This window comes from Dactylosporangium sp. NPDC000244, assembly GCF_040300725.1.
GTDB lineage: Bacteria > Actinomycetota > Actinomycetes > Mycobacteriales > Micromonosporaceae > Dactylosporangium.
The window spans coordinates 171,099-193,164 of record NZ_JBEPEH010000012.1 but is presented as its reverse complement, the minus strand read 5'-3'; the positions used below and the strand labels follow the sequence as shown (position 1 = coordinate 193,164).

Sequence of the window (22,066 nt, the reverse complement as noted above, 5' to 3'; positions counted from 1 at the left end):
CCACGATCAGTCCCCGGTGAACTCGGCGAACGCCTCGAGCGCGTCCGCGTCCCCGTACGGCCTCGTCACGTAGTGCTCGGCCCACCAGGCGGCCTCCGGATGCCGGCCGGCCGCGATCCGCTCGGCCGCCTCCGCGGCGTCGTACGCGGTGCGCCGCAACTGCACCACGCCGTCGCCGAGCAGGGCCCAGTACGCGCCAGCCGGCCCGTAGTTCATCCCGACGCTGCCCGGGTTCACCACGCGCCGCCCTCCGGCGAGCCGGTCGAACGGCATGTGCGTGTGCCCGCACACGACCAGCCCGGCGTCGACACCGTCCAGCACCGCGTTCCAGCGGGAGATCGGCGAGTCGACGAGGACGAACTCGTCGTCCCGGCGCGGGGTGGCATGGCAGAACAGGGTCGGGCCGAGTCCGTCCACGTCGAGCGTCACCGTCATCGGCAGGCCGGCCATGAGGTCGCGGTGCCGCTGCTCGATCAGGGCGGCACAGGTGGCGGCGTCGGCCGCGGACCGGCCCTCGCCGGGCTTGCCGTCGAATGCGTCGACGAGCTCGCGCTCGCCGTTGCCGTGGACCCAGGTGGCACGGTCGCCGAGCCCGGCGAGCACGTCGAGGGTCTCGGCCGGCATCGGGCCCCCGGCGATGTCGCCGAGCAGGACGATCCGGTCGGCCCCGTGCGCCTCGACGTCGGCGAGGACCGCCTCGAGCGCGGGAAGGTTGGCATGGACATCGGCAAGCACCGCCACTCTCATTCCTTCAACGTACGTGTGCGGCGTCCGCCGGAGCCGTGATGATGAAGGCCGGGTTAAGAGCTCTGGACATGAACAGTTAACAAACCTAATAATGGCGACCACCGTCGATGGAGGTCGCCCATGAAGCCCATGAAGCGCGCCGCGCTCGTTCTCGGCGCCGCAACCCTGCTGGTCACAGGCCTGTTCGTGGCCACCAACGCGTATGCGGCCAACCTGCTGTCCAACCCCGGCTTCGAGAGCGGCAACCTGTCGGGCTGGTCGTGCACCGGCTCCGGATCGGGCGCGGTCACCTCGCCCGTGCACTCCGGCTCGTACGCCCTCAACGGCAACGCCACCACCGCCGACACCGCCCAGTGCACGCAGACCGTCAGCGTGCAGCCGAACACCGCGTACACCCTCTCCGGCTGGGTCCGCGGCAGCTACGTCTATCTCGGCGTGACCGGCGGTGCGTCCACGTGGACCCCCGCGGCCACGGCCTACACCCAACTCACCGTCCCGTTCACCACCACCGCCGGTCAGACCTCGATCCAGGTGTACCTGCACGGCTGGTACGGCACCGGCGCGTACAACGCCGACGACATCTCCCTCGACGGCCCCGGCACCCCGCCGACCACGACCCCGCCGACCTCACCGTCCAAGAGCGTCAGCCCGAGCCCGTCGAAGAGCGCGTCGGCGAGCCCGAGCCCGAGCAAGAGCGCCAGCCAGAGCCCCAGCACGAGCACCAGCCCGACCACCCCGGTGACCGGCATCCCGAAGCACGCGCTCATCGGCTACAACCACGCCAGCTTCGCCAACGGCTCCGGCTACATCCGCATGGCCGACATCCCCGCCGCCTGGGACGTCATCGACCTCGCCTTCGGCGAGCCGACCAGCGTCACGTCCGGCGACATCCGCTTCAACCGCTGCTCCGCCGCCGAATGCCCCAACGTCGAGTCCGACGCCGAGTTCCTCGCCGCCATCAAGGCCAAGCAGGCCCAGGGCAAGAAGGTCCTCATCTCCATCGGCGGCCAGAACGGCCAGGTCCAGCTGACCACCACCGCCGCCCGCGACGCCTTCGTCAGCTCCGTCGGCGCCATCATCGACCGGTGGGGCCTCGACGGGCTCGACATCGACTTCGAGGGCCACTCGCTCTACCTCAACGCCGGCGACAGCGACTTCCGCAACCCGACCACCCCGGTCGTCGTCAACCTCATCAGCGCCCTGAAGTCTCTCAAGGCCAAGTACGGCGCCAAGTTCGTGCTCACCATGGCCCCCGAGACCTTCTTCGTGCAGCTGGGGTACCAGTTCTACGGCGGCACCACCCAGGGCGACAACCGCGCCGGCTCCTACCTGCCCGTCATCCACGCCGTGCGGGACTTCCTCACCATCCTGCACGTCCAGGACTACAACTCCGGCCCGATCTGGGGCCTCGACAACCAGTACCACACCATGGGCGGCGCGGACTTCCACATCGCCATGACCGACATGCTCAAGGCCGGCTTCCCGGTCGCCAACACCGGCCAGACCTTCCCCGGCCTGCGCGCCGACCAGATCGCGATCGGCGTCCCGGCCGCGGTCAGCGCCGGCAACGGCTACGTCGCCAACGGCGTCGTGCAGTCCGCGGTCACCTGCCTCGTCAACGGCTCCGGCTGCGGCGGCTACACCCTGCGCGGCGGCACCTCGCCCGCGCTGCGCGGCCTCATGACCTGGTCGATCAACTGGGACCGCTACTACAACTGGGAGTTCCAGAACGCCCAGCGCCCCTACCTGAACACCCTGCCGTAAACGCTTGCCGTAGGTTCGACGGGTGAGCGCACTCGACCTGGTGACCAGCTGGCCCGTACCGACCGCCGCCGTGGCGGTCGTGGACTCCAAGGGTGTCCGCGACCGCCACGGCCCGGACACCGCCCTGCCCTGGGCGTCGGTCACCAAGCTGCTCACGGCCCTGACCGTCCTCGTGGCGGTCGACCGCGGCGACGTCCTGCTCGACGAGCCCGCCGGCCCCGAGGGGGCCACGGTCCGCCACCTGCTCGCCCACACCTCCGGCGTCGCCTTCGACACCGATCAGATCCTCGCCGGCCCCGGCCGCAAGCGCATCTACTCCAACACCGGCTTCGAGCTGCTCGCCGGCTTCGTGCTCACCCGCACCGGCGGCACCTTCGGGGAGCTCATGACCGAGTCGGTGCTGCGGCCGCTGGGCATGGGCGGCACCCGCCTCGAGGGCTCCCCCGCCGCCGGCGCCATCGGGCCCGTCTCCGACCTCGCCCTGCTCGGCCAGGAACTGCTCGACCCGTCGCTCGTGCCGGAGCTCATGCCCGAGGCGGTCACCGTGCAGTATCCGGGCGTCACCGGCGTCCTGCCCGGCTTCGGCCGCCAGGACCCGAACGACTGGGGCCTCGGCTTCGAGCTGCGCGACCACAAGTCGCCGCACTGGACCGGCTCGAACAACTCGCCCCGCACGTTCGGGCACTTCGGCAAGACCGGCACGTTCCTGTGGGTCGACCCCGACGCCGGCCTCGCCCTGGCCTGCCTCACCGACCGCAACTTCGACACCTGGGCCGCCGAGGTCTGGCCGGAGCTGTCCGACGCCGTGCTCAACGAGCACGGCGCCGGAACCGCGTCCTAGTACCAGCCCGCCGTCGACCAGTCGTCGGCCGACCAGTAGTGACCGCTCCAGTAGTGCCCCGACCAGTAGTGGCCGGTCCAGTACTGCTCGGACCACGCCGGGTCGCTCCACGAGCCGGTCCCGGTCCACGGCGTGCCGCCCCAGGTCGCCGCCGACCACGTCCGCGACGTGTACGGCGGCACCCACCGCTGGTTGTCCTGGTCCAGGCAGTCCCACAGCTGCAGCTGGATGCCGTTGGCGGAGCTCCAGTCGGTGACGTCCAGGCACCGGCCCGAGCCGGCGTTGATCAGCTGCCGCGCCGAGGTCACCTTCCACTGCTGCGCCGGCGTGCCGTTGCAGTCGTAGAGCTGGATCTTCGTGCCGTTCTGGTTCGCCGCCGCGGTCACGTCCATGCACTTGCCCAGCGCGCGGACGGTGCCGTCGGACTGCAGCTGCCAGTACTGCGCCGGCGTGTTGTTGCAGTCGTACAGCTGGATCGGCGTCCCGTTGTTGTTGAGCCGGTTCATCACGTCGATGCACTTGCCGGCCAGGCCCGCGATCTGCCCGGTGCCGCCGGTGCCCCCGTCGCCGGTCCAGGTGTCGCCGGCCATCCGGTAGCCCATCCAGACGCCGCCGTTCCACGTCTGCTTCTGCCCGGCGAGGCTCGCCCACGCCGCGTTGTTGAACGGGCCGAAGATGGTCCGCTCGCCCGTCAGGGACACGTTGTCGACGGTCAGGTGGTTGCCGCCGCGGGCCGTCTCCACCGAGCCGGTGCCGGTGCCCTTCGCGAACGTCTGCGTCACGTTCGGCGTGCCGAGCGCGGCCGACGCGGCCACGTTGAGCTCCTTGTAGCCCTTGCCGGTGCCCGTGCTCAGCGCCGACGCGCCGTTGACGAGCAGCGCCTTGACCTGGTCCGGGGTCAGCGACGGGCGCTGCTGCAGCAGCAGGGCCGCGGCCGAGGACACCACTGCGGCCGCCTGCGACGTGCCGGAGCCCTTGAAGCCGGTGTCGCCGACGCGGGCGCCCGGCCACGTCTGGTCGACGTAGGAGTTGATGTCCCGCAGCGACACGATCGACTCGCCCGGCGCCAGCAGGTCCACCTTGCGCGACGCGGTCGAGCCGTTGGTGAACGTCGCCAGCTCGTCGTCGCTGGTGCTGACCGTCTGCTTCGTCGTCGACGCGCCGACCGCCACCACGAACGGGTCCATCGCCGGGTTCGTCAGCGCCGTCGTCGTGCTGCCGTTGTTGCCGGCCGCGATGACGACCACGATCCCGGCCTGCCACGCCTGCTCGACCGCGTACATCAGCGGGTCGACGTTCTGCGCGGACATGCCCGCCGTGCCGTACGACAGGTTGATGACCCGGATCGGGTTCGCCGGGTCGTAGTTGCGGTTCTGCACCACCCAGTCGATCGCCGCGATCATCTGCGTCACGTCGGCCGCGCCGGTCGCGGTGCCGACCTTCAGCGAGGTCACCTTGGCCTTGGGCGCCAGGCCGACGGTGCCGCCGGCCGTGTCGTTGCCGACCATGATGCCCGCCATGTGCGTGCCGTGGCCGAACGTGTCCAGGTAGCGCAGCTGCGCCGACTGCGACTCGAACGACAGGTCGGGTCCGTTCACGACCTGCCCGGCCGGGAGCCCGGTCACCGGCGCGATCCCGGTGTCGACCAGCGCGATGCCGACGCCCTGCCCGGTCAGCGACGCCGCCGAGCCGGTGTCGGCCCGCACGATCGACCGGACGCTCTTCAGTGTCGTGCCCGCGCTCGTCGGCCACTCGTCGGCGAGGAACCCCCCACCGGCCTTCCTCGCGGCCGTGCCATCCCCGGGCAGTGCCGCCGCGGCCGGGGTGGCCGCGGCGAACAGCCCCAGCGTCGCCACCGCGGCCACCGCACTCCAGCGCCGGCCCGCTCTCGCTCTGCTCATCAACCATCTCCCCGTCCATGGAGCTTCCCGGAAGATCACGATGAGCCGCCGGCAACGGAAAGTCACGACCTGACCACGAGAACGCGCCGAACGCCCGACAGGATTTCCTCAGCGCTGTCGTACGGCCGGTGAGCTGCGAAAACGAATCGCCCGACAGATCACCAGGCCCACGCCTCCGGGCCTGGTCCCCCGTTGCCGACCGGCGGGAAGATCGCGTTCAGCCGCTCCTCAGCGTCATCGGTGAGCGTCGTGGCGAGGGCCTCCAGCGCGTGGTCGAGCTGCTCCGGCGTGCGCGGCCCGACGATCGGCGCGGTCACCCCCGGCCGCGCGAGCAGCCACGCGAGGGCGACGGTCGCCGGGTGCACGCCGAGGTCCTCGCAGAACGCCTCGTACACCTCCAGGACGTGCCGGTGCTCGGCCACCCGCGCGGCCGCGTGGGTCATGGTCCGCCCGGCCGCGGCGTCCCGGTGCTTGCGCAGCGCCCCCGACAGCAGCCCCTGCGCGAGCGGCGACCAGGGCAGCAGCCCGATCCCCAGCGCCTGCGCCGCGGGCACCACCTCGAGCTCCACGGCCCGGGTCAGCAGGCTGTACTTGAGCTGCTCCGACACCAGCCCGAGCGAGTGCCGCCGCATCGCCGCGGCCTGCGCGCCCGCCAGGTGCCAGCCGGCGAAGTTGGAGCTGCCGACGTACACCACCTTCCCCTGCGCGACGAGCACGTCCATCGCCTGCCAGATCTCCTCCCACGGCGTGGCGCGGTCGACGTGGTGCATCTGGTAGAGGTCGATGCGATCCGTGCCCAGCCGCCGCAGCGACGCCTCGCACGCGGCGACGATGTGCCGCGCCGAGAGCCCGCGGTCGTTGGGGCCCTCACCCATCGGCTGGTACACCTTCGTGGCCAGCACCACCTCGTCGCGCCGCCCCGTCTTCGCGAACCACGAGCCGATGTAGGACTCGGAGGTCCCCTCGTAGTCGCGCGCCCCGTACATGTCCGCCGTGTCGACGAAGGTGATGCCGTTGTGCATGGCCCGGTCGAGGATCGCGTGGCTGTCGTCCTCGCCGAGCTGCCAGCCGAAGTTCATGGTGCCGAGGCACAGCCGCGACACCTTCAGGCCCGAGCGCCCCAGGTTCGTGTAGTGCATGCCGGGAACGCTATGACCGCGGCCACGCTGGGCCGAGCCGTTCGACCGTGCTCGAATGGAAGGCGTGAAGCGCCTCGAACTCGTCCCCGACGACCTGCTGCGGCTGCGCTTCGCCCACTCCCCGATGGCGGAGGTGGTGACCAGTGCGCTGGCGGCGCGGGACGGTTCGTGGCAGTACGGCCGCTGGCGCAGCCGCCTGGGCTCGAGGACCGACGATCTCGACGTCTTCTGGCGGGTCGTGGCCACGCCGAGCGGCGGCATCCCCGACTTCCTGACCCCGTTGCCGCGCACCGCCCGCCCCACCCTCCAGGCCGAGCTCGAGGCGATCGCCGCGACCGATCCCGCGCGCGTCGCCGCCGACCTCGACGGGTGCGGCGTACCGTTCGGCGACCCCGCGGCGCTGCTGCCCCCGCTCGTCGCGCAGATCCGGCGGTACTTCCGGCTGGCCCTGGCCGACCTGTGGCCCCGCCTGCGGGCGACGGCGGACAACGAGATCGCGCACCGCACGAACACGGCCGCGTTCCCGGGCCCGCACCGCCTGCTGGAGAACCTGCACCCGCGCATCCGCTGGAACCCGGACACGCTGCAGCTGGACTACCTCAAGGACTCCGAGTACCCGTCATGGTCCCTGGACGGCCACCCGCTGTTCCTGCTGCCGACCGCCTTCACCGGCACGAAGGCCTGGATCATGGACTCGACGGCCGGCCGCGCGCTGTGGTATCCGCCGCGCGCCATGGGCGCCCTGTTCGCCGCCCCGCCGGCGCCCCCGGAGCCCCTGGCCGCGCTGCTGGGCGCGACGAGGGCCGCGGTGCTGGCCCTGCTGGCCAACCCGGCCAGCACCGGCGACGTGGCGGAGCAGCTGGGCCTGGCCCCGGCCACGGCGTCGCACCACCTCACCGCCCTGCGCGACGCCGGGCTGATCGTGGCGGCCAGGTCGGGCCGGCGCCTGAACTACCGCCACACGGATCTCGGCGAGCGGCTCACGACCCTGGGCTGAGCGTCCGGGACGGCTCCGGGCAGATCCGGTGCCCGCTCAGTAGTCCGCGAGGTGCCGCAGCGCCTCCTCGACCAGCGGCTGCAGGGGCACCGGCGGATCGGCGTGCAGCCAGCGGTGCGTGGCCGCGTCGCACGCGGCCGCCACCGCCCCGCCGACGACCTCGGGCAGCAGCGAGGTCGGCGGCAGCCCGAGCCGCTCCGCGATCGCCGAGGACAGCGCATCCTGCATCGCCGCCCGCACGCGCAGATACTCCCCCTGCATCGCCGGCGTCGCCAGCACCATCCGCAGCCCCGCGAACCACACCCGGTCGGGCACGTGCTCCGGCACCGCCCCGCCCGCGAACTCGGCCAGCATCGTCGCCTCGATCGCGGCGCGCAGCGGCTCGCCCGGCGGCCGCGCCCGCAGCGCCGCCCCGGCCCGCTGGGCCCGGTCGACGGCCAGGGCGCAGATCGCCTCGGCCTTCGAGGAGAAGTAGTTGTTGAAGGTGCGCGGCGACACGCCCACCTCGGCCGCGATGTCCTCGACGAGCACGCCGTCGAAGCCGCGTTCCACGCTCAGCCGCAGCGCGGCCAGCGCCAGTGCCCGCCGTGTCGCCTGCTTCTTGCGCTCGCGCAGGCCCGGTTCCATCCCACCAGCCTAGCAAAACGTGCTGGATCAGCAACTTTGCGTGGCACGCAAGAAATAACCCCTCAGCTCGGGACGAACCCCGCCGATCAGGGGCTCATGGTGCGGGACCGGCTCTGGATCGGCCTGCTCGGGATCGGGCTCACGGCCACCGCGCTGTGGGCGGCCGACGTGCTGCCCGGGCTGGCGTTCCCGCTCATCGGCACCCTCTCCGCGCTGGCCTGGGCGTTCGGGCCCCGCCTGCACGACCTGCGCCCCCGGCGGCCCTGGCGCCTGCTCACCGCGGCCGCGCTGTTCTTCCTCGCCGGCGTCGTGCTCCGGGCGCTGCTCGTCACCCAGCCCTACCCGCTCGCGCAGCTCGGCGACGCGTTCTCCGTGTGCGGGTTCGCGTTCCTCGTCGCGGGCATGGTCACGTTCCTGAGCCGGTGGGGCATCAACCGGCACGCGCTGCTCGACGGGCTCATCGTCTGCATCGGCGCCGCGATCACCTCCGCCCTGCTGTTCATCCTCCCCGCGACCGCCGTCCCCGGCCGGCCGGTGCTCGTGAGCGTGCTGGCCGGGTTGTACCCGCTGCTGGACATCGTCATCCTGCTGCTCGGGGTGAACATGGCGTTCACCACCGCGGTCCGCCGCCCGGCGTTCATCCTGCTCGGCGCCATGCTGCTGCTCATCTTCGCCGGGGACCTCGGCTACGCCGTCATCGGCCGCGAGGGGCACGTGACCGGGTCGCCGCTGCTGGACCTGCCCTACCTGCTCGCCTTCACCGCCGGCGGGGCGGCCGCCCTGCACCCGAGCGCCGGCGCCCTGGCCAAGGCCACCCCGCTGCCGATCCAGGCGTGGTCGCCGGCCCGGATGCTCATCATCGGTCCCGCGGTCGCGGCCCCGTTCGCGCTGACGGTACTGCTGCCACATCCGGCGCCCCTGTCGCGCTGGATCCTCGGCGTCGGCGGCGCGGCCATCGTGGCGCTGCTGCTCGCGCGCGCGTCCGGCGCGGTGCAGAGCCACGCCGCGGCGCAGCGCCGCTTCGAGCACCAGGCCACCCACGACCCGCTCACCGGCCTGCCGAACCGGCGCCTGCTGCAGCTCATGGTCGACCGGCGCCTCGCCGAGGGCGGCGAGCGCGTCGAGATCGAGGTCGCCCTGCGCGCGGCCGTCGCCCAGGAGCAGCTGGCGATCGCCTACCAGCCGATCGTCGACCTCACCGACGGCCTCGGCACCCGCACCGTCGGCGCCGAGGCGCTCGTGCGCTGGGAGCACCCGGTGCGCGGCTGGCTCGGCCCGAACATGTTCATCGCCGTCGCCGAGGACGCGAACCTCATCTCCGCGCTCGGCGCCTGGGTGCTGCGCGAGGCCGTGCAGCAGCTGGCCCGCTGGCGCGCCAAGGGCGTCGTCGGCGAGGACTTCTGGATGTCGGTGAACGTCTCGCCGCGCCAGCTGGGCGACGCCGCGTTCGCGGAGCGGGTCGTGGCGATCCTCGCCCAGGCCCGGGTGCCGGCCCGCAACCTGGTGCTGGAGATCACCGAGTCGGTCATGGTCGAGGGCGGCGAGCTCACCGAGCGGCTCCTGCTGCGCCTGCGCGAGCTGGGGGTGCGCATCTCCGTCGACGACTTCGGCACCGGCTTCTCCGCGCTGGGGTACCTGCGCCGCCACCCGGTCACCGGCGTCAAGATCGACCGCTCGTTCGTCGGCGGGCTCGGCGCCAGCACGCAGGACGAGGAGATCGTGCGGGCCGTGGTCGCCATGAGCAGCGCGCTCAACCTCGCCGTGGTCGCCGAGGGGGTCGAGACCGCCGCCCAGCGCAACGTGCTCGCGGCGCTCAAGGTGCCCCTCGCGCAGGGCTGGCTGTGGGGCAAGGCGGTGCCGGCCCACACGTTCGCCGCGACCCTCCGCGCGCGTGAACGGGTCGCCGAACCCGTGGCCGTTCGGTCAGACTGATCGGATGCCGGACGAGGATGACCTGAACCTGTGGCTCGAGGACGTCGAGGGCACGGAGGCGCTCGCGTGGGTCCGTGAGCGCAACGCCGAGACCGTCGCCGCGCTGACCGGCGGGGAGCGCTTCGCCGCCCTGCGCGACGGCATCCAGGCGGTGCTCGACGCCGACGACCGCATCCCGATGATCGCCTGGCACGGCGAGCGCGTGTACAACCTGTGGAAGGACGCCGGGCACCCGCGGGGCCTCTGGCGGCGCACGACGCTCGAGTCGTACCGCGGCGGCACCCCGGACTGGCAGACCGTCCTGGACCTCGACGCGCTCGCCGAGGCCGAGGGCGAGAACTGGGTCTGGCAGGGCCCCACCTACCTGCGCACCGGCCCGCTCGCCGGGGAGCACCGCTGCCTCGTGGCGCTGTCGCGCGGCGGCGCCGACGCCTCCGTGGTGCGCGAGTTCGACCTCGACGCGCTCGAGTTCGTCAAGGACGGCTTCGAGCTGCCCGAGGCCAAGAGCAGCGTGAGCTGGATCGACGCCGACTCCGTCTTCGTCGGCACCGACACCGGCCCCGGATCGATGACGTCCTCGGGCTACCCCCGCCAGGTGCGGGCCTGGCGGCGCGGCACCGCCGTCGCCGACGCGCCGGTCGTGTTCGAGGGCTCCCCCGACGACGTGTCCGTCCGCGCCACCTCCGACCCGTCGGTCGACGGCCGCCGCGCGATCGTCCGGCAGGCGACGGACTTCTTCAACGCCCGGCGGTACCTGCTGACCGACGGCGAGCTCACCGAGCTCGACGTCCCCGAGGACGCCGGCGTCGACATCCACCGCGAGTGGCTGCTGGTGCGGGTCCGCACCGACTGGCCGGTGGCGGGCGTGACGCATCCGGCGGGCACCCTGCTCATCACGCGGCTGGAGTCGTACCTGTCCGGCGACCGCACGCTCACCCCGCTCTTCACGCCGGACCCGCACACCTCGCTGAGCTACGCGGAGTGGACCCGCACCGGCCTGATCCTGGTGCTGCTGGCCGACGTGCGCAGCCGGCTCGAGCTGCTGTCCTTCGCCGACGGCGAGTGGCGGCGCACGGTGCTCGGCACGGAGCTCGGCCAGACCGACGTGTGGACCACGAACCAGGACGCCGACGAGCAGTACCTGCTGCTGTCCAGCGGCTTCACCCTGCCCCCGACGCTGCGCCACGGCGTGCTCGGGTCGGCCGAGGGGCCCGCGATCCTCAAGCAGGGCCCGGCGTACTTCGAGGCGGACGGCATCGAGACCCGGCAGTTCTTCGCCACGTCGGCGGACGGCACCCAGGTGCCCTACTTCGTGGTCGGCCGCCCCGGCGCCGGACCCGGCCCGACCCTGCTGTCCGGCTACGGCGGCTTCGAGGTGTCCCGCGTCCCGTCCTACAACTCGATCATCGGCCGCGGCTGGCTCGCCCGCGGCGGCACCTACGTCGTGGCGAACATCCGCGGCGGCGGGGAGTACGGGCCGGCCTGGCACCGGGCCGCCCTGCGCGAGCAGCGCCCGCGCGCCTACGAGGACTTCGCGGCCGTCGCCGGCGACCTCGTCGAGCGCGGCATCACCACCCGCGAGCAGCTCGGCGCCGAGGGCGGCTCCAACGGCGGGCTGCTCATGGGCGTGATGCTGACCCGTTACCCGGAGCTGTTCGGCGCGATCGTGTGCGCGGTGCCGCTGCTGGACATGCGCCGCTACCACCTGCTGCTCGCGGGGGCGTCGTGGATGGCCGAGTACGGCGACCCCGACAACCCCGAGGACTGGGCCTACCTGTCGCTGTTCTCGCCGTACCAGAACGTGCGCGACGCCGTGCCGTACCCGCCGACGCTCATCACCACGTCGACGCGCGACGACCGGGTGCACCCCGGGCACGCGCGCAAGATGGTGGCGCGGCTGCGCGAGCACGGCAAGAACGTCACGTACTACGAGAACATCGAGGGCGGCCACGGCGGGGCGGCCGACAACGCGCAGCTCGCCTTCAAGTGGGCCCTCGCGTTCGAGTTCCTGTGGCGGACGCTCGCGGCTTAGGCGGGGGCGAGCGCCGCCAGGTCGTCCGCCGCGACCCTCCGGCGGGTGGTGCGGCGGTAGCGGTAGACCTGCACGGCGCCGGCGATCCACAGCAGGTACTGCACCGCGAACGCCCACCGGAACGCGGCCAGCGTCGGGTGCTCGGCGCCCGGCGGGGTCCGCACGTCCAGGATCACGCCAACGGCGACGATGAGCACGATGGAGGCCGCGAACCCGCCGACGTTCACGATGCCGGTCGCGCCGCCGATGCGGTCCGCGGGGTTGAACGAGCGCGCGTAGTCGAAGCCGATCATCGAGCCGGGGCCGTTGACCGTCAGCACCAGCACGAGCACGGTCAGCAGCCACAGCGGGGCGCGCCCCGGCCACAGCAGCACCACGGTCCAGGCCAGGGCGGACGCGCCGACGATGCCGAGGACGAGGGTCGAGCGGTGGTACGGCAGCCGCCCGCAGAAATGCCCGATAGCCGGGCCCATCACGAGCCCGCCGATGGTGAGCAGCGACAGCAGCAGCGCGGCGGTGTCCGGGGCGAGGCCCTCGCCCTGGGTCAGGAACGGATACCCCCACAGCAGCGCGAACACCGAGCCGGAGAACTGCGTGACGAAGTGCGTCCACAGCCCCAGCCGCGTGCCCGGGTGGTTCCAGGAGTGCTTCAGGCCGAGCTTGCGCGGCGGGCCTTCGCCGGCCTCGCCGGCCTCGGCGGCCTCGGGCTGGTCGCGCAGTGCGACCAGGACCAGCACGACCGCCACGGCACCCAGCCCGGCCGCACCGAGGAACGTCGCCGTCCAGCCCTCGTGGCGCAGCAGCAGCACCAGCGGTACCGCGGACGACAGCGCGCCCAGCTGCCCCAGCATGCCCGTGACCTGCACCATGAGCGGGTTGCGGCGGGGCGGGAACCACATCGCCACGATCCGCAGCACGCTGATGAACGTCATCGCGTCGCCGACCCCGATGAGCACCCGGGCGGCGATGGCCGTGCCCACGTCGCCGGCGAAGGCGAACACGAGCTGCCCAGCGAGCATGAGCGCGCCACCGGCGGCGAGCAGCCGACGGGAGCCGAACCGGTCCAGCAGCACGCCGACCGGGATCTGCATCGCCGCGTACACGGCCAGCTGCGCCACGGAGAGCATGGACAGCAGCGCCGTGCCGACGCCGAGACGGTCCGCGGCCTCGACCCCGGCGACGCCGAGGGAGGAGCGGTGGAAGACGGCGACGATGTACGCGAGGAGCCCGACGGACCACATGATGTAACGGCGCATAGCGCGACCCACGCTATCGGCCCGCGGGCGGGATGCGGGGTGAGTGTGACGGCCCTCAACTGTGCGTTTGCAGACACCGCCTACGCTGTCGGGGTCTGCTTTGCCGTTTCTCGTCCGGTTGACACGCATCGCTTCGCTGTTTCTCATCCGGTTGGACACGCATCGCTTCGCCGTTCTCGTCCGGTTGACACGCATCAGGGGAACTCCGTCATGACCGACCCGACCGCCCTGACCGACCGCCCGATCGCGTGGGAGCATTCGGGCGACGGCGAGTTTCCCTACCAGGCCGAGGTCGACGGCCGGGCCCTGACCGTGCGCGTCAACGACTTCCCGGCGGAGCCGCTCTACACCCTCATCGTCGACGGCGCGGAGCTGGCCGACCTCGACGACTGGCCGCGGTCGTGGCGCCGGCCCCCGACCCCGAACCACCTGCTGGACCTGGTGGCCCGCCCCGTGACGGCGGACCTGCTGGGCACCTGGGCCCGCCGCGTGTGCGGCGTGACGACGGAGCACGCCGCCGAGGTGGCCGCGCTGCTGGGCCTGCCCGCCCCGACCCAGGACGACCTGGGCCGGCTGTTCGTGCAGCCCAGCCCGCCCGGGACCGCGTGGCTGCAGCTGTTCATGAACGACCGGGCGGGCCTGGCCTCGGTGGAGGTCCGCTTCGCCGAGCCGTCGCTGACCCGGGCCGACCTGGACGCGTGCTTCGGCCCGAGCGAGAACCTGCCCCGGGTGCACTGGGACTCCCCGCACGTGACCGCGCACCGCATCACCACGCCGGACGCCCCGCTGTCGTGCACCCTGTTCGCGTCCTTCGACGAGGACCCGGCCCCGGACTCGCGCGCCTTCCAGATCTCCCTGCGCCGCGACCACCACTGAGCTTGGTGCCGGACCCATGCCGCTCGCCTACAGGATCACCGCCACCGTCGTCGGCGTGGCGGGCTTCGCCGCGCTCGCGGTGCACCGGTTCGTGCTGCAGGCGATGTTCTGGCGGACCGAGCCCGCGTCCACCGGCGTCTGGCTGAGCTCCGCGACCCTCGGGATCGCCCTGCTCGGCCCGCTCCTGGTCTACCTCGGGCTGACCTGGCGGCGGCTGCGCCCACCGGCGGCCTTCCAGCGCGGCGCCGGCGGGGCGGCGTTCACCGTGTCCGGCTCGCCGGCGCTGCCCGGCTTCCTGGCCATCCTGCTGATGCTGCAGGCCGGCAACGCGCTGCCGTACGAGAAGGTGCCGGGCACGGACCGGATCGGGCTGCCCGCCGACCCGGTGCTGCAGTGGTTCTTCGCGCTGCCCGCGCTGGAGGTCCTGCTCGCGCTCGCGGTGCTGTGGCTGCCGCGCACGGCGCTACGGCTCACCCCGGCCGGGATCACCGTGCGCAACGTCTCCCGGGTTCAGGAGATCGCCTGGGACGACCTGCTCCCGGGTGGCCCGCAACCGGGGCGGCAGTGGATGATGCGGCTGCGCTTCCGCGGCCCGGGCGGCGACCCGCGCTCGTGCCGCGTCGCGCTGTTCCTGTTCTCGGTCGACGGGGCCTTCCTCGCCTCGGTCGTGCGGCATTACGCCGAACGGCCGGAGCACCGCGCCGACATCGGCACCGAGGGCGAACTGGAGCGGCTCCGGTCCGGCTTCGGGCAGCGGGTGCCGCAGCCGGCCGCCTGAGGGAGTGCCACGCCTTCCGAATCTCCCTGCGCCGCGACCACCACGAAGCGTGTCGCCAGGTTCGACGCTCCGGATCGACCGCCATGATCGGTTAGGTGGCGGAGGGTAAGATTAGGTTAGTAAAGATGAGCCCGGCCGACCGACCCGTGCGCATTCGCGAGGCCGCGGGTCACCAACCACGCAACGCCCGCTTGATCGGGGCCGTCTTCGCCGCCGCCTCGGCCACTGGGTCGCTGTCCCAGATGAACCCGCCGCGGGTCACCAACCGCGCAACGCCCGCTTGATCGGGGCCGTCTTCGCCGCAGCCTCGGCCACCTCGGCTGCCGGGTCGCTGTCCCAGACGATCCCGCCGCCAGCCCACAGGTGCGCCCGGCCGTCCGCGACCGCCACCGTGCGGATCGTGAGGCCGAGGTCGACCTCGACGCGGCCGTGCGGCGCCCCGGGGCCCGGCGCCCCGTGGCCGATCCACCCGCAGGCACCCATGCTCGGGCCGCGGCCGACGGGCTCGAGGCGCGTGGCCACGTCGATCGCGGCGAGCTTCGGCGCGCCCGTCACCGAGCCGCCCGGCCAGACCGCGGCGAGGAGTTCGGCCAGGCCCACGCCCGGCGCGAGCCGCGCGCTGACCGTCGACTCGGCCTGCCACAGCCCGGACCACCGGCGCAGCGCGAACAGCTCGTCGACGCGCACCGAGCCGACCTCGGCCACCCGGCCCAGGTCGTTGCGCTCGAGGTCGACGATCATCACGTGCTCGGCGCGCTCCTTCGCCGAGGCCAGCAACTCGGCGCGGCCCTGCGCCGTCGCCGGGCGGGTGCCCTTGATCGGGCGGGTGACGGCCCGGCCGCCGGCCACCGCCACCAGGGTCTCCGGGGACGCCGAGGCGACCCACCAGCGCTCGCCGCGCAGCACGCCGCCGTAGCGGGCGCCCGGGAGGGCCGCGACGCGCGCGAGCGCGGGACCGGGGCCGGGGCCGGAGCCGGAGCCGGAGCCGAGGCCGGGACCAGCCCCGAACGGGGCGCTGGCGTGCCCGACGAGGTTGACGACGTACACGTCGCCGCGCGCGATCGCCGCCCGCACGCCGTCGACCGCCGCCGCGTGCTCGGCCTCGGTCCAGCTCGGCGTCCACGGGCCGATGGCGGAGACACCCCCCGGTGAACCCGCCGAAAAATCGGATATTTCCGAAACACCCGGGGAATCGGCAGCGAGGGGCGGGGCCGATTCGCGCCATGTGAGTGAAGAGGCAAATCGCCCCGAATCCGGAGAATCCGCATCCGGCGCCGGTGCAACGTTCACGGTTCCGGGTGACGAATAGGCGACAGTTGTCCCGGGCTCGGGTGACCGGCGCGGGCCGTGCGAGTACGCCACCGCCACCAGATCCGGCACGGAGGGTGCCGGCGACGGAGTCACGGAGGGTGGCGCCAGGAGGACCGAAATCCCACAGGTGAACGCGTCAGTGACGGTGGGTGACGCCGAGATGTCCGCGAGATGCACGCCCTGCGACGCGGCGAACTCGGTCAGTAATTGAAGAGGGTCTCCGCCGTCCCGGGAATACCATTCGAAGCGGGAGCGCTCCCAGATTCGGGCTCTGCACGCGCCGGGTAACCCGGGCGGGTGAAGATCCACAGTCCCGGGCTCGTACCCGACAACCGGTCCTAGTGTGCTCATACGAAGGGTGGATTATCCCCAAGTTGTGCCGTCACATGTTCGGAATAGTGTCGTTGGCCGTAGTAGCGTGCATCACTGGTCATGTGAAGAACCCCACAGACCTCAATTGAATCTCTCAAATCGGAGACCCCCGATGCTCTGCCAGCACCAGCCCCCCTGTCCCACCGCCGAAGACAACGACCGCGAAGCCGCCCGCGTTTCCGCGAGCCACCCCGAGCAGGGGTGGAGCCTGCTCTGCAACGGCGTGATCGTCTTCGAGGACACCGGCGAGCTTCTGCCCGATTGCTCCGTGATCGAGCCTCACCGCGGGTGGGCGCCGCACACGCTGGTGGGCGCCGCACCGCGGTAACACTCCGTAGCTACGGGGAAGTCACTCTTCGTAAGCGGAGGCCGGAGGACACGAGCACACCAGGTTCCGGTCTCCGTAGCTGTCATCGATGCGGCGCACCGGCGGCCAGTACTTCGCCTCGCGCGAGGCCGCCGACGGGAAGGCCGCCACCGACCGCGGGTAGGCGTGCTCCCACGAGTCGGCCGTCACCACCGCCGCCGTGTGCGGCGCGTTCACGAGCGGGTTGTCGTCGGCCGGCCATGCACCCGCCGCCACCCGATCGATCTCCGCCTTGATCGCGATCATGGCGTCGCAGAACCGGTCCAGCTCGCCCAGGTCCTCGCTCTCGGTCGGCTCGACCATGAGCGTCCCGGTCACCGGGAAGGACATCGTCGGGGCGTGGAAGCCGTAGTCGATGAGCCGCTTCGCCACGTCGGCGACGGTCACGCCGCTGGCCTTGGTGATCCCCCGCAGGTCCAGGATGCACTCGTGCGCGACGAGGTGCTCCGCGCCGCTGTAGAGCACCGGGTAGTGCTCGCGCAGCCGGGCCGCCACGTAGTTGGCCGCCAGCACCGCCGTCGCCGTCGCCTTCGCGAGGCCGTCGGGGCCCATCAGCCGCAGGTACGCCCACGGGATCGGCAGAATGCCGGCCGATCCGAACGGCGCCGCCGAGACCGGGCCGACCGGCGCGTCCGCGGCGAGGAACGGGTGCGAGGGCAGGAAGCGCGCGAGGTGGGCGCGGACCGCGACCGGCCCGACGCCGGGGCCGCCGCCGCCGTGCGGGATGCAGAAGGTCTTGTGCAGGTTGAGGTGCGACACGTCGGCGCCGAACTGCCCGGGCTTGGCGAAGCCGAGCAGCGCGTTGAGGTTGGCCCCGTCGACGTAGACCTGCCCGCCGGCGTCGTGGACCTTCCCGCACAGCTCGGCGATGCCGGTCTCGTACACCCCGTGCGTCGACGGATACGTGACCATGATGGCCGCGAGCCGGTCGCGGTGCTGCTCGATCTTCCGGTCGAGGTCGGCGAGGTCGACGTTGCCGAGCTCGTCGCAGGCGACGACGGCGACCCGCATGCCGGCCATGACGGCGCTGGCCGCGTTGGTGCCGTGCGCGCTGGACGGGATCAGGCACAGGTCGCGCTCGGTGTCGCCGCGGTCGTGGTGGTAGGCCCGGATCGCCAGCAGCCCCGCGAGCTCGCCCTGCGATCCGGCGTTGGGCTGCAGGCTCACGGCGTCGTAGCCGGTGACCTCGGCGAGCCAGCGCTCGAGATCGGCGATGAGGCGGCGGTACCCCTGGGTCTGCGCGTCGGGCGCGAACGGGTGGACGTTCGCGAACTCGGGCCAGGTGATCGGCTCCATCTCGGTGGTCGCGTTGAGCTTCATGGTGCAGGAGCCCAGCGGGATCATGCCGCGGTCGAGCGCGTAGTCCTTCTCGGAGAGCCGGCGCAGGTACCGCAGCATCGCCGTCTCGGATCGATGGCTGCTGAACACCGGGTGCGTGAGGTAGTCCGACGCGCGGCGCAGCGGCGCCGGGACCGAGTCGGCCGTGTCGAGCCCGGTGACGTCGGCGTGGGCGAGGCCGAAGGCGGCGAGCACGTCGCGCAGGTGCCCGAACGTCGTGGTCTCGTCGCAGGCGATGCCGACCCGGTCGGCGTCGACGCGGCGCAGGTTGATCCCGCGCGCCGCGGCGGCCTCGACGATCTCGCCGGCCCGACCTGGTACGACCGCCGTCACCGTGTCGAAGAAGGCCCGGTGCTCGATGGTGACCCCGCCCGCGCTGAGCCCGGCGGCGAGGCGCACGGCCATGTCGTGGGTCCGCGCGGCGATCTCGCGCAGCCCGTCGGGGCCGTGGTAGACCGCGTACATGCTCGCGACGACGGCGAGCAGCACCTGCGCGGTGCAGATGTTGCTGGTCGCCTTCTCGCGGCGGATGTGCTGCTCGCGGGTCTGCAGCGCGAGGCGGTAGGCGGGGGCGCCGCCGGCGTCCTTGGACACGCCGACGAGCCGGCCGGGCAGGGTGCGCTCGAGGCCCTGGCGGACCGCGATGTATCCGGCGTGCGGGCCGCCGAAGCCCATCGGCACGCCGAAGCGCTGGGCGCTGCCGACGGCGACGTCGGCCCCGATCGCGCCGGGCTCGCGCAGCACGCACAGGGCGAGCAGGTCGGCGGCGACGGTGGCGATCGCGCCCCGCTCATGGGCCAGGGCGATGACGGCCTCGTGGTCGCGCACGGCCCCGGAGGCGCCCGGATACTGCAGGTGCACCCCGAAGAACGCCTCGGGCAGCTCCTCGACGGCGAGGTCGAGGACGCGCACCTCGATGCCGAGCGGTTCGGCGCGGGTCCGGATGACGGCGAGGGTCTGCGGGAGCACGTCGGCGTCGACGACGTACACCTCGGACTTCACCTTCGACGAGCGCCGCGCGAGGGTCATCGCCTCCGCGGCCGCGGTCGCCTCGTCCAGCAGCGACGCCCCGGAGACCGGCAGCCCGGTGAGGTCGGCGACGACGGTCTGGAAGTTCAGCAGCGCCTCGAGCCGGCCCTGGGAGATCTCCGGCTGGTACGGCGTGTAGGCCGTGTACCACGACGGGTCCTCGAGCACGTTGCGCAGGATCACCGGCGGGGTGTGGGTGCCGTGGTACCCGAGGCCGATCATCGACACCAGGGTCCGGTTCGCCGCGGCGAGGGCCCGCAGCTCGGCCAGCACCTCGGCCTCGGACGCGGCAAGCGGCAGGTCCAGCGGCTTGTGCCAGCGGATCGAGCCGGGGATCGCGGCGGTCATGAGGTCCTCGACCGTCTCGTACCCGACGGTCTTGAGCATCCGGGCCTGTTCGTCGGCGCTCGGGCCGATGTGCCGCGCGGCAAAACTGGTCATGGGCCACACTCTCTGGGCGGATCTCGGGACAGGGGCGAACGTGCGCTCCTCCCCCTCTGTCGCAGACTCCAGAGGTGCCAACCCGCCGCGGTCCTTTTGCCTGAGAGGTTCCGGGGAGGATTTGCCCCTTCGGCGTCGCTGCTCTGCACAGCGATCTCTCCCGCGCGGGTATTGCCGGCACGACTACCCTACCAACAGTGCAGGACTTGACCATCGTGGCGAAGCACACGATCTACTCCGCGGTCGTCGGCTCCCGCGCCTACGGGCTGGACGGCCCGGACTCCGACACCGACCGCCGGGGCGTGTTCCAGACGCCGAGCGACGCCTTCTGGTCGCTGGACAAGCCGCCCACGCACGTCGAGGGGCCGCTGCCGGAGCAGTTCTCGTGGGAGGTCGAGCGGGCCTGCACCCTGGCCCTCGCGGCGAACCCGACGGTGTGGGAGTGCCTGTCGTCGCCGCTGGTCGAGCACGTCACGGACGCCGGCCGCGCGCTGCTGGAGCTGCGCCCCGCGTTGCTGTCCCGCCGCGCCGCCCGCACCTACGGCGACTACGCCCGCGACCAGCTCGGCAAGCTCACCTCGGTGCGCGCCCGCACGGGCGAGGTCCGCTGGAAGCAGGCGATGCACATGGCCCGCCTGCTGCGCGCCGGCGCCCACGTCCTGCGCACCGGCGAGGTCCTGGTGGACGTCACCCCCTGGCGCGACGAGCTCCTGGCGATCCGCCGTGGCGAGCTGAGCTGGGAGGACTTCCAGTCCCTGGCCGGCGCCCTGACCGCCGACCTGGCCGCCGCCGACTCGGCGTCGAAGCTCCCGGAGGAGCCCGATCGGGCTGCGGTGGAGCGCTTCCTGTTCGCCTTGCGAACCGCGGCACCTGTACCGCCCGTGCGAGTGACCACCACCCAGCCCCCGACCCCGGAGGGCATCCCGGCCTGGGCCGGTGCGGTGGCCGACGAGCACCCGTATCCCCTCGCCTTCGCCACGGTCAGCGGCGCCCACCTCTACGGCTTCGCCTCCGTCGACTCGGACCTCGACCTGCGCGCCTGCCACCTCCTGCCCCTGGACGAGGTGGTGGGCCTGGACACCGGCCCGGACACGGTGGAGCTGGGCGGCGAGCGCGAGGGCATGGAGCTGGACATCGTCAGCCAGGAGCTGGCGAAGTTCATCCGCCTCCTCCTGCGCCCGAACGGTTACGTCCTGGAGCAGCTGCTCTCCCCGCTGGTCGTGCGCACCAGCCCCCTGCACGACGAGCTCAGGGCCCTGGCCCCGCACTGCGTGACGCCGGAGCACGCCCGGCACTACCTGGGCTTCGCCTCGGGCCAGTGGCTGCTGTACTCCAAGACCGGCGAGCTGAAGCCCGCCCTCTACACCCTGCGGGTGCTGCACACCGGCATCCACCTGATGCGCACCGGCGAGATCGAGTCGGACCTGCGCGTGCTCAACACCCTCTCCTACGTCCCGGACCTGATCGAGGCCAAGAAGGCCGGTGAGCACCACGCCCTGCCCCCGTCGCTGGTCGCACCGGAGGTCCTGGCCGCGGACGTGGCACGGCTGACGGCGGATCTGGAGTCGGCGCGGGACACCTCACGGCTGCCCGCGACCCCGTCGGCGGCCCCGGCGCTGAACGACCTGCTGATCCGCACCCGGCTGTCGCGATGACCGAGCCTTTGCACGGCCCTTTGCACGACCCCTTGAACGAGCCTTTGCACGGGCCGTCGGGCCGGGCCGAGACCATCGCCGCCTTCCACGCCGGGCTCGGGCTGGACGGCCCCACGTGGCGGGCGGCCGGCTGGGGCAGCGAGGACCTGCAGCGCGTCCGCTTCGAGGCCCTGACCCGCGCCGCCGGCTACGCGGGCGGCACCGTGCTCGACTGGGGCTGCGGCCCCGGCGACCTGTACTTCCACCTCCGCGCCATGCGCCTCCCCCTGCACTACACCGGCGTCGACCTGAACCCGGCCATGGTCGAGCTGGCCACGTGCCGCGGCGTCCCCGGCGTCTCGCTCCTGCCGGTGGCCGAGACCCCGGCGGGCCGCCACGACTACGTGTTCCTCAGCGGCGTCTTCCAGTTCGCCGACCCGGACGACCCGCTCTACTACCTCAGCACTTTAGAACACGCGTACGACATTTCCGGGCGAGCCGTGGCCGCGAACTTCCTCAGCGCGAACCGCCCGGCGGCCGCCCGCGCGCACGACGAGCTCTACGCCGACCCGTCGGTCCTGATGCGGTTCGCGGCCGCCCTGACCGACCGGTGGCGCATCGACCACGCCTACCACCCGCAGGGCGCGGACTTCACGATCGCCCTGCTGCGCTAGGGCCCCGGCC

Annotated in this window: 17 protein-coding genes, 1 pseudogene and 1 riboswitch; of the genes and pseudogenes, 11 read left to right on the top strand and 7 right to left on the bottom strand. The window is 72.6% G+C overall.

From position 1 onward, the window contains the following. Nucleotides 1-6 precede the first annotated feature (6 nt). On the bottom strand, nucleotides 7-747 hold the full coding sequence (locus tag ABT369_RS19105) for a metallophosphoesterase family protein (RefSeq protein ID WP_350613555.1): 741 nt from the start codon (nucleotides 745-747) through the stop codon (nucleotides 7-9). Nucleotides 748-867: 120 nt separating this feature from the next. Between ABT369_RS19105 and ABT369_RS19100 the strand changes: the two genes are divergently transcribed. Continuing rightward, nucleotides 868-2,511, top strand: coding sequence for a chitinase (locus ABT369_RS19100; protein WP_502891785.1), 1,644 nt, complete (start codon nucleotides 868-870; stop codon nucleotides 2,509-2,511). A 22-nt stretch (nucleotides 2,512-2,533) separates the two neighbouring features. Next, the gene (locus ABT369_RS19095; protein ID WP_350613553.1) at nucleotides 2,534-3,352 is read left to right on the top strand and encodes a serine hydrolase domain-containing protein; all 819 of its coding nucleotides are present in this window, start codon (nucleotides 2,534-2,536) and stop codon (nucleotides 3,350-3,352) included. Here ABT369_RS19095 and ABT369_RS19090 read toward each other — a convergent pair. Beyond that, nucleotides 3,349-5,253 (bottom strand): S8 family serine peptidase, encoded by a 1,905-nt coding sequence (locus ABT369_RS19090; RefSeq protein ID WP_350613552.1) that lies wholly within the window; start codon nucleotides 5,251-5,253, stop codon nucleotides 3,349-3,351. The genes ABT369_RS19095 and ABT369_RS19090 overlap by 4 nt on opposite strands. A 158-nt stretch (nucleotides 5,254-5,411) precedes the next feature. After that, complete coding sequence (locus ABT369_RS19085) at nucleotides 5,412-6,392, bottom strand: aldo/keto reductase (protein WP_350613551.1); 981 nt, start codon at nucleotides 6,390-6,392, stop codon at nucleotides 5,412-5,414. A gap of 64 nt (nucleotides 6,393-6,456) precedes the next feature. On the opposite strand from ABT369_RS19085, the gene ABT369_RS19080 reads away from it, so the two are divergent. Continuing rightward, on the top strand, nucleotides 6,457-7,389 hold the full coding sequence (locus ABT369_RS19080; RefSeq protein WP_350613550.1) for an ArsR/SmtB family transcription factor: 933 nt from the start codon (nucleotides 6,457-6,459) through the stop codon (nucleotides 7,387-7,389). A 36-nt stretch (nucleotides 7,390-7,425) separates the two neighbouring features. Here the strand turns inward: ABT369_RS19080 and ABT369_RS19075 are convergent, their stop codons facing one another. Next, the gene (locus ABT369_RS19075) at nucleotides 7,426-8,016 is read right to left on the bottom strand and encodes an acyl-CoA-like ligand-binding transcription factor (protein WP_350613548.1); all 591 of its coding nucleotides are present in this window, start codon (nucleotides 8,014-8,016) and stop codon (nucleotides 7,426-7,428) included. Nucleotides 8,017-8,112: 96 nt separating this feature from the next. On the opposite strand from ABT369_RS19075, the gene ABT369_RS19070 reads away from it, so the two are divergent. Both ABT369_RS19070 and ABT369_RS19065 read left to right on the top strand, forming a co-directional pair. Beyond that, nucleotides 8,113-9,948: a putative bifunctional diguanylate cyclase/phosphodiesterase gene (locus ABT369_RS19070; RefSeq protein WP_350613547.1), complete on the top strand. Its 1,836-nt coding sequence runs from the start codon at nucleotides 8,113-8,115 to the stop codon at nucleotides 9,946-9,948. Between the two features lie 4 nt (nucleotides 9,949-9,952). Then, entirely contained in the window at nucleotides 9,953-11,980 is a 2,028-nt protein-coding gene (locus ABT369_RS19065) for a prolyl oligopeptidase family serine peptidase (protein ID WP_350613545.1), read from the top strand. Here the strand turns inward: ABT369_RS19065 and ABT369_RS19060 are convergent. Further along, nucleotides 11,977-13,236: an MFS transporter gene (locus ABT369_RS19060; protein ID WP_350613544.1), complete on the bottom strand. Its 1,260-nt coding sequence runs from the start codon at nucleotides 13,234-13,236 to the stop codon at nucleotides 11,977-11,979. The genes ABT369_RS19065 and ABT369_RS19060 overlap by 4 nt on opposite strands. A gap of 210 nt (nucleotides 13,237-13,446) precedes the next feature. On the opposite strand from ABT369_RS19060, the gene ABT369_RS19055 reads away from it, so the two are divergent. Together ABT369_RS19055 and ABT369_RS19050 are read left to right on the top strand one after the other, a co-directional pair. After that, nucleotides 13,447-14,112, top strand: coding sequence for a hypothetical protein (locus tag ABT369_RS19055; protein ID WP_350613543.1), 666 nt, complete (start codon nucleotides 13,447-13,449; stop codon nucleotides 14,110-14,112). Nucleotides 14,113-14,128: 16 nt separating this feature from the next. Further along, nucleotides 14,129-14,890: a PH domain-containing protein gene (locus tag ABT369_RS19050; RefSeq protein ID WP_350613542.1), complete on the top strand. Its 762-nt coding sequence runs from the start codon at nucleotides 14,129-14,131 to the stop codon at nucleotides 14,888-14,890. A gap of 258 nt (nucleotides 14,891-15,148) precedes the next feature. Here ABT369_RS19050 and ABT369_RS19045 read toward each other — a convergent pair whose 3' ends face one another. After that, nucleotides 15,149-16,510 carry a chorismate-binding protein gene (locus ABT369_RS19045; protein WP_502891784.1) on the bottom strand — a complete coding sequence of 454 codons (1,362 nt, stop codon included), beginning with the start codon at nucleotides 16,508-16,510 and terminating at the stop codon, nucleotides 15,149-15,151. A 175-nt stretch (nucleotides 16,511-16,685) separates the two neighbouring features. On the opposite strand from ABT369_RS19045, the gene ABT369_RS19040 reads away from it, so the two are divergent. After that, on the top strand, nucleotides 16,686-16,901 hold the full coding sequence (locus tag ABT369_RS19040; RefSeq protein WP_350613540.1) for a DUF5999 family protein: 216 nt from the start codon (nucleotides 16,686-16,688) through the stop codon (nucleotides 16,899-16,901). Between the two features lie 21 nt (nucleotides 16,902-16,922). On the opposite strand, the gene gcvP is transcribed toward ABT369_RS19040, so the two are convergent. Continuing rightward, nucleotides 16,923-19,748 (bottom strand): aminomethyl-transferring glycine dehydrogenase, encoded by a 2,826-nt coding sequence (gcvP, locus tag ABT369_RS19035; protein ID WP_350613538.1) that lies wholly within the window; start codon nucleotides 19,746-19,748, stop codon nucleotides 16,923-16,925. A gap of 78 nt (nucleotides 19,749-19,826) precedes the next feature. Further along, a riboswitch (glycine riboswitch) is annotated at nucleotides 19,827-19,921 on the bottom strand. A 33-nt stretch (nucleotides 19,922-19,954) separates the two neighbouring features. Here gcvP and ABT369_RS19030 point away from each other — a divergent pair. The 3 genes and pseudogenes from ABT369_RS19030 to ABT369_RS19020 all read left to right on the top strand — a co-directional run. Continuing rightward, nucleotides 19,955-20,608: pseudogene (locus ABT369_RS19030) on the top strand (nucleotidyltransferase domain-containing protein); the annotation flags it as partial. 60 nt (nucleotides 20,609-20,668) lie between these two features. Further along, on the top strand, nucleotides 20,669-21,403 hold the full coding sequence (locus ABT369_RS19025; RefSeq protein ID WP_350613682.1) for a nucleotidyltransferase domain-containing protein: 735 nt from the start codon (nucleotides 20,669-20,671) through the stop codon (nucleotides 21,401-21,403). Between the two features lie 32 nt (nucleotides 21,404-21,435). Then, nucleotides 21,436-22,056 carry a methyltransferase domain-containing protein gene (locus ABT369_RS19020; protein ID WP_350613536.1) on the top strand — a complete coding sequence of 207 codons (621 nt, stop codon included), beginning with the start codon at nucleotides 21,436-21,438 and terminating at the stop codon, nucleotides 22,054-22,056. Nucleotides 22,057-22,066: the final 10 nt, after the last annotated feature.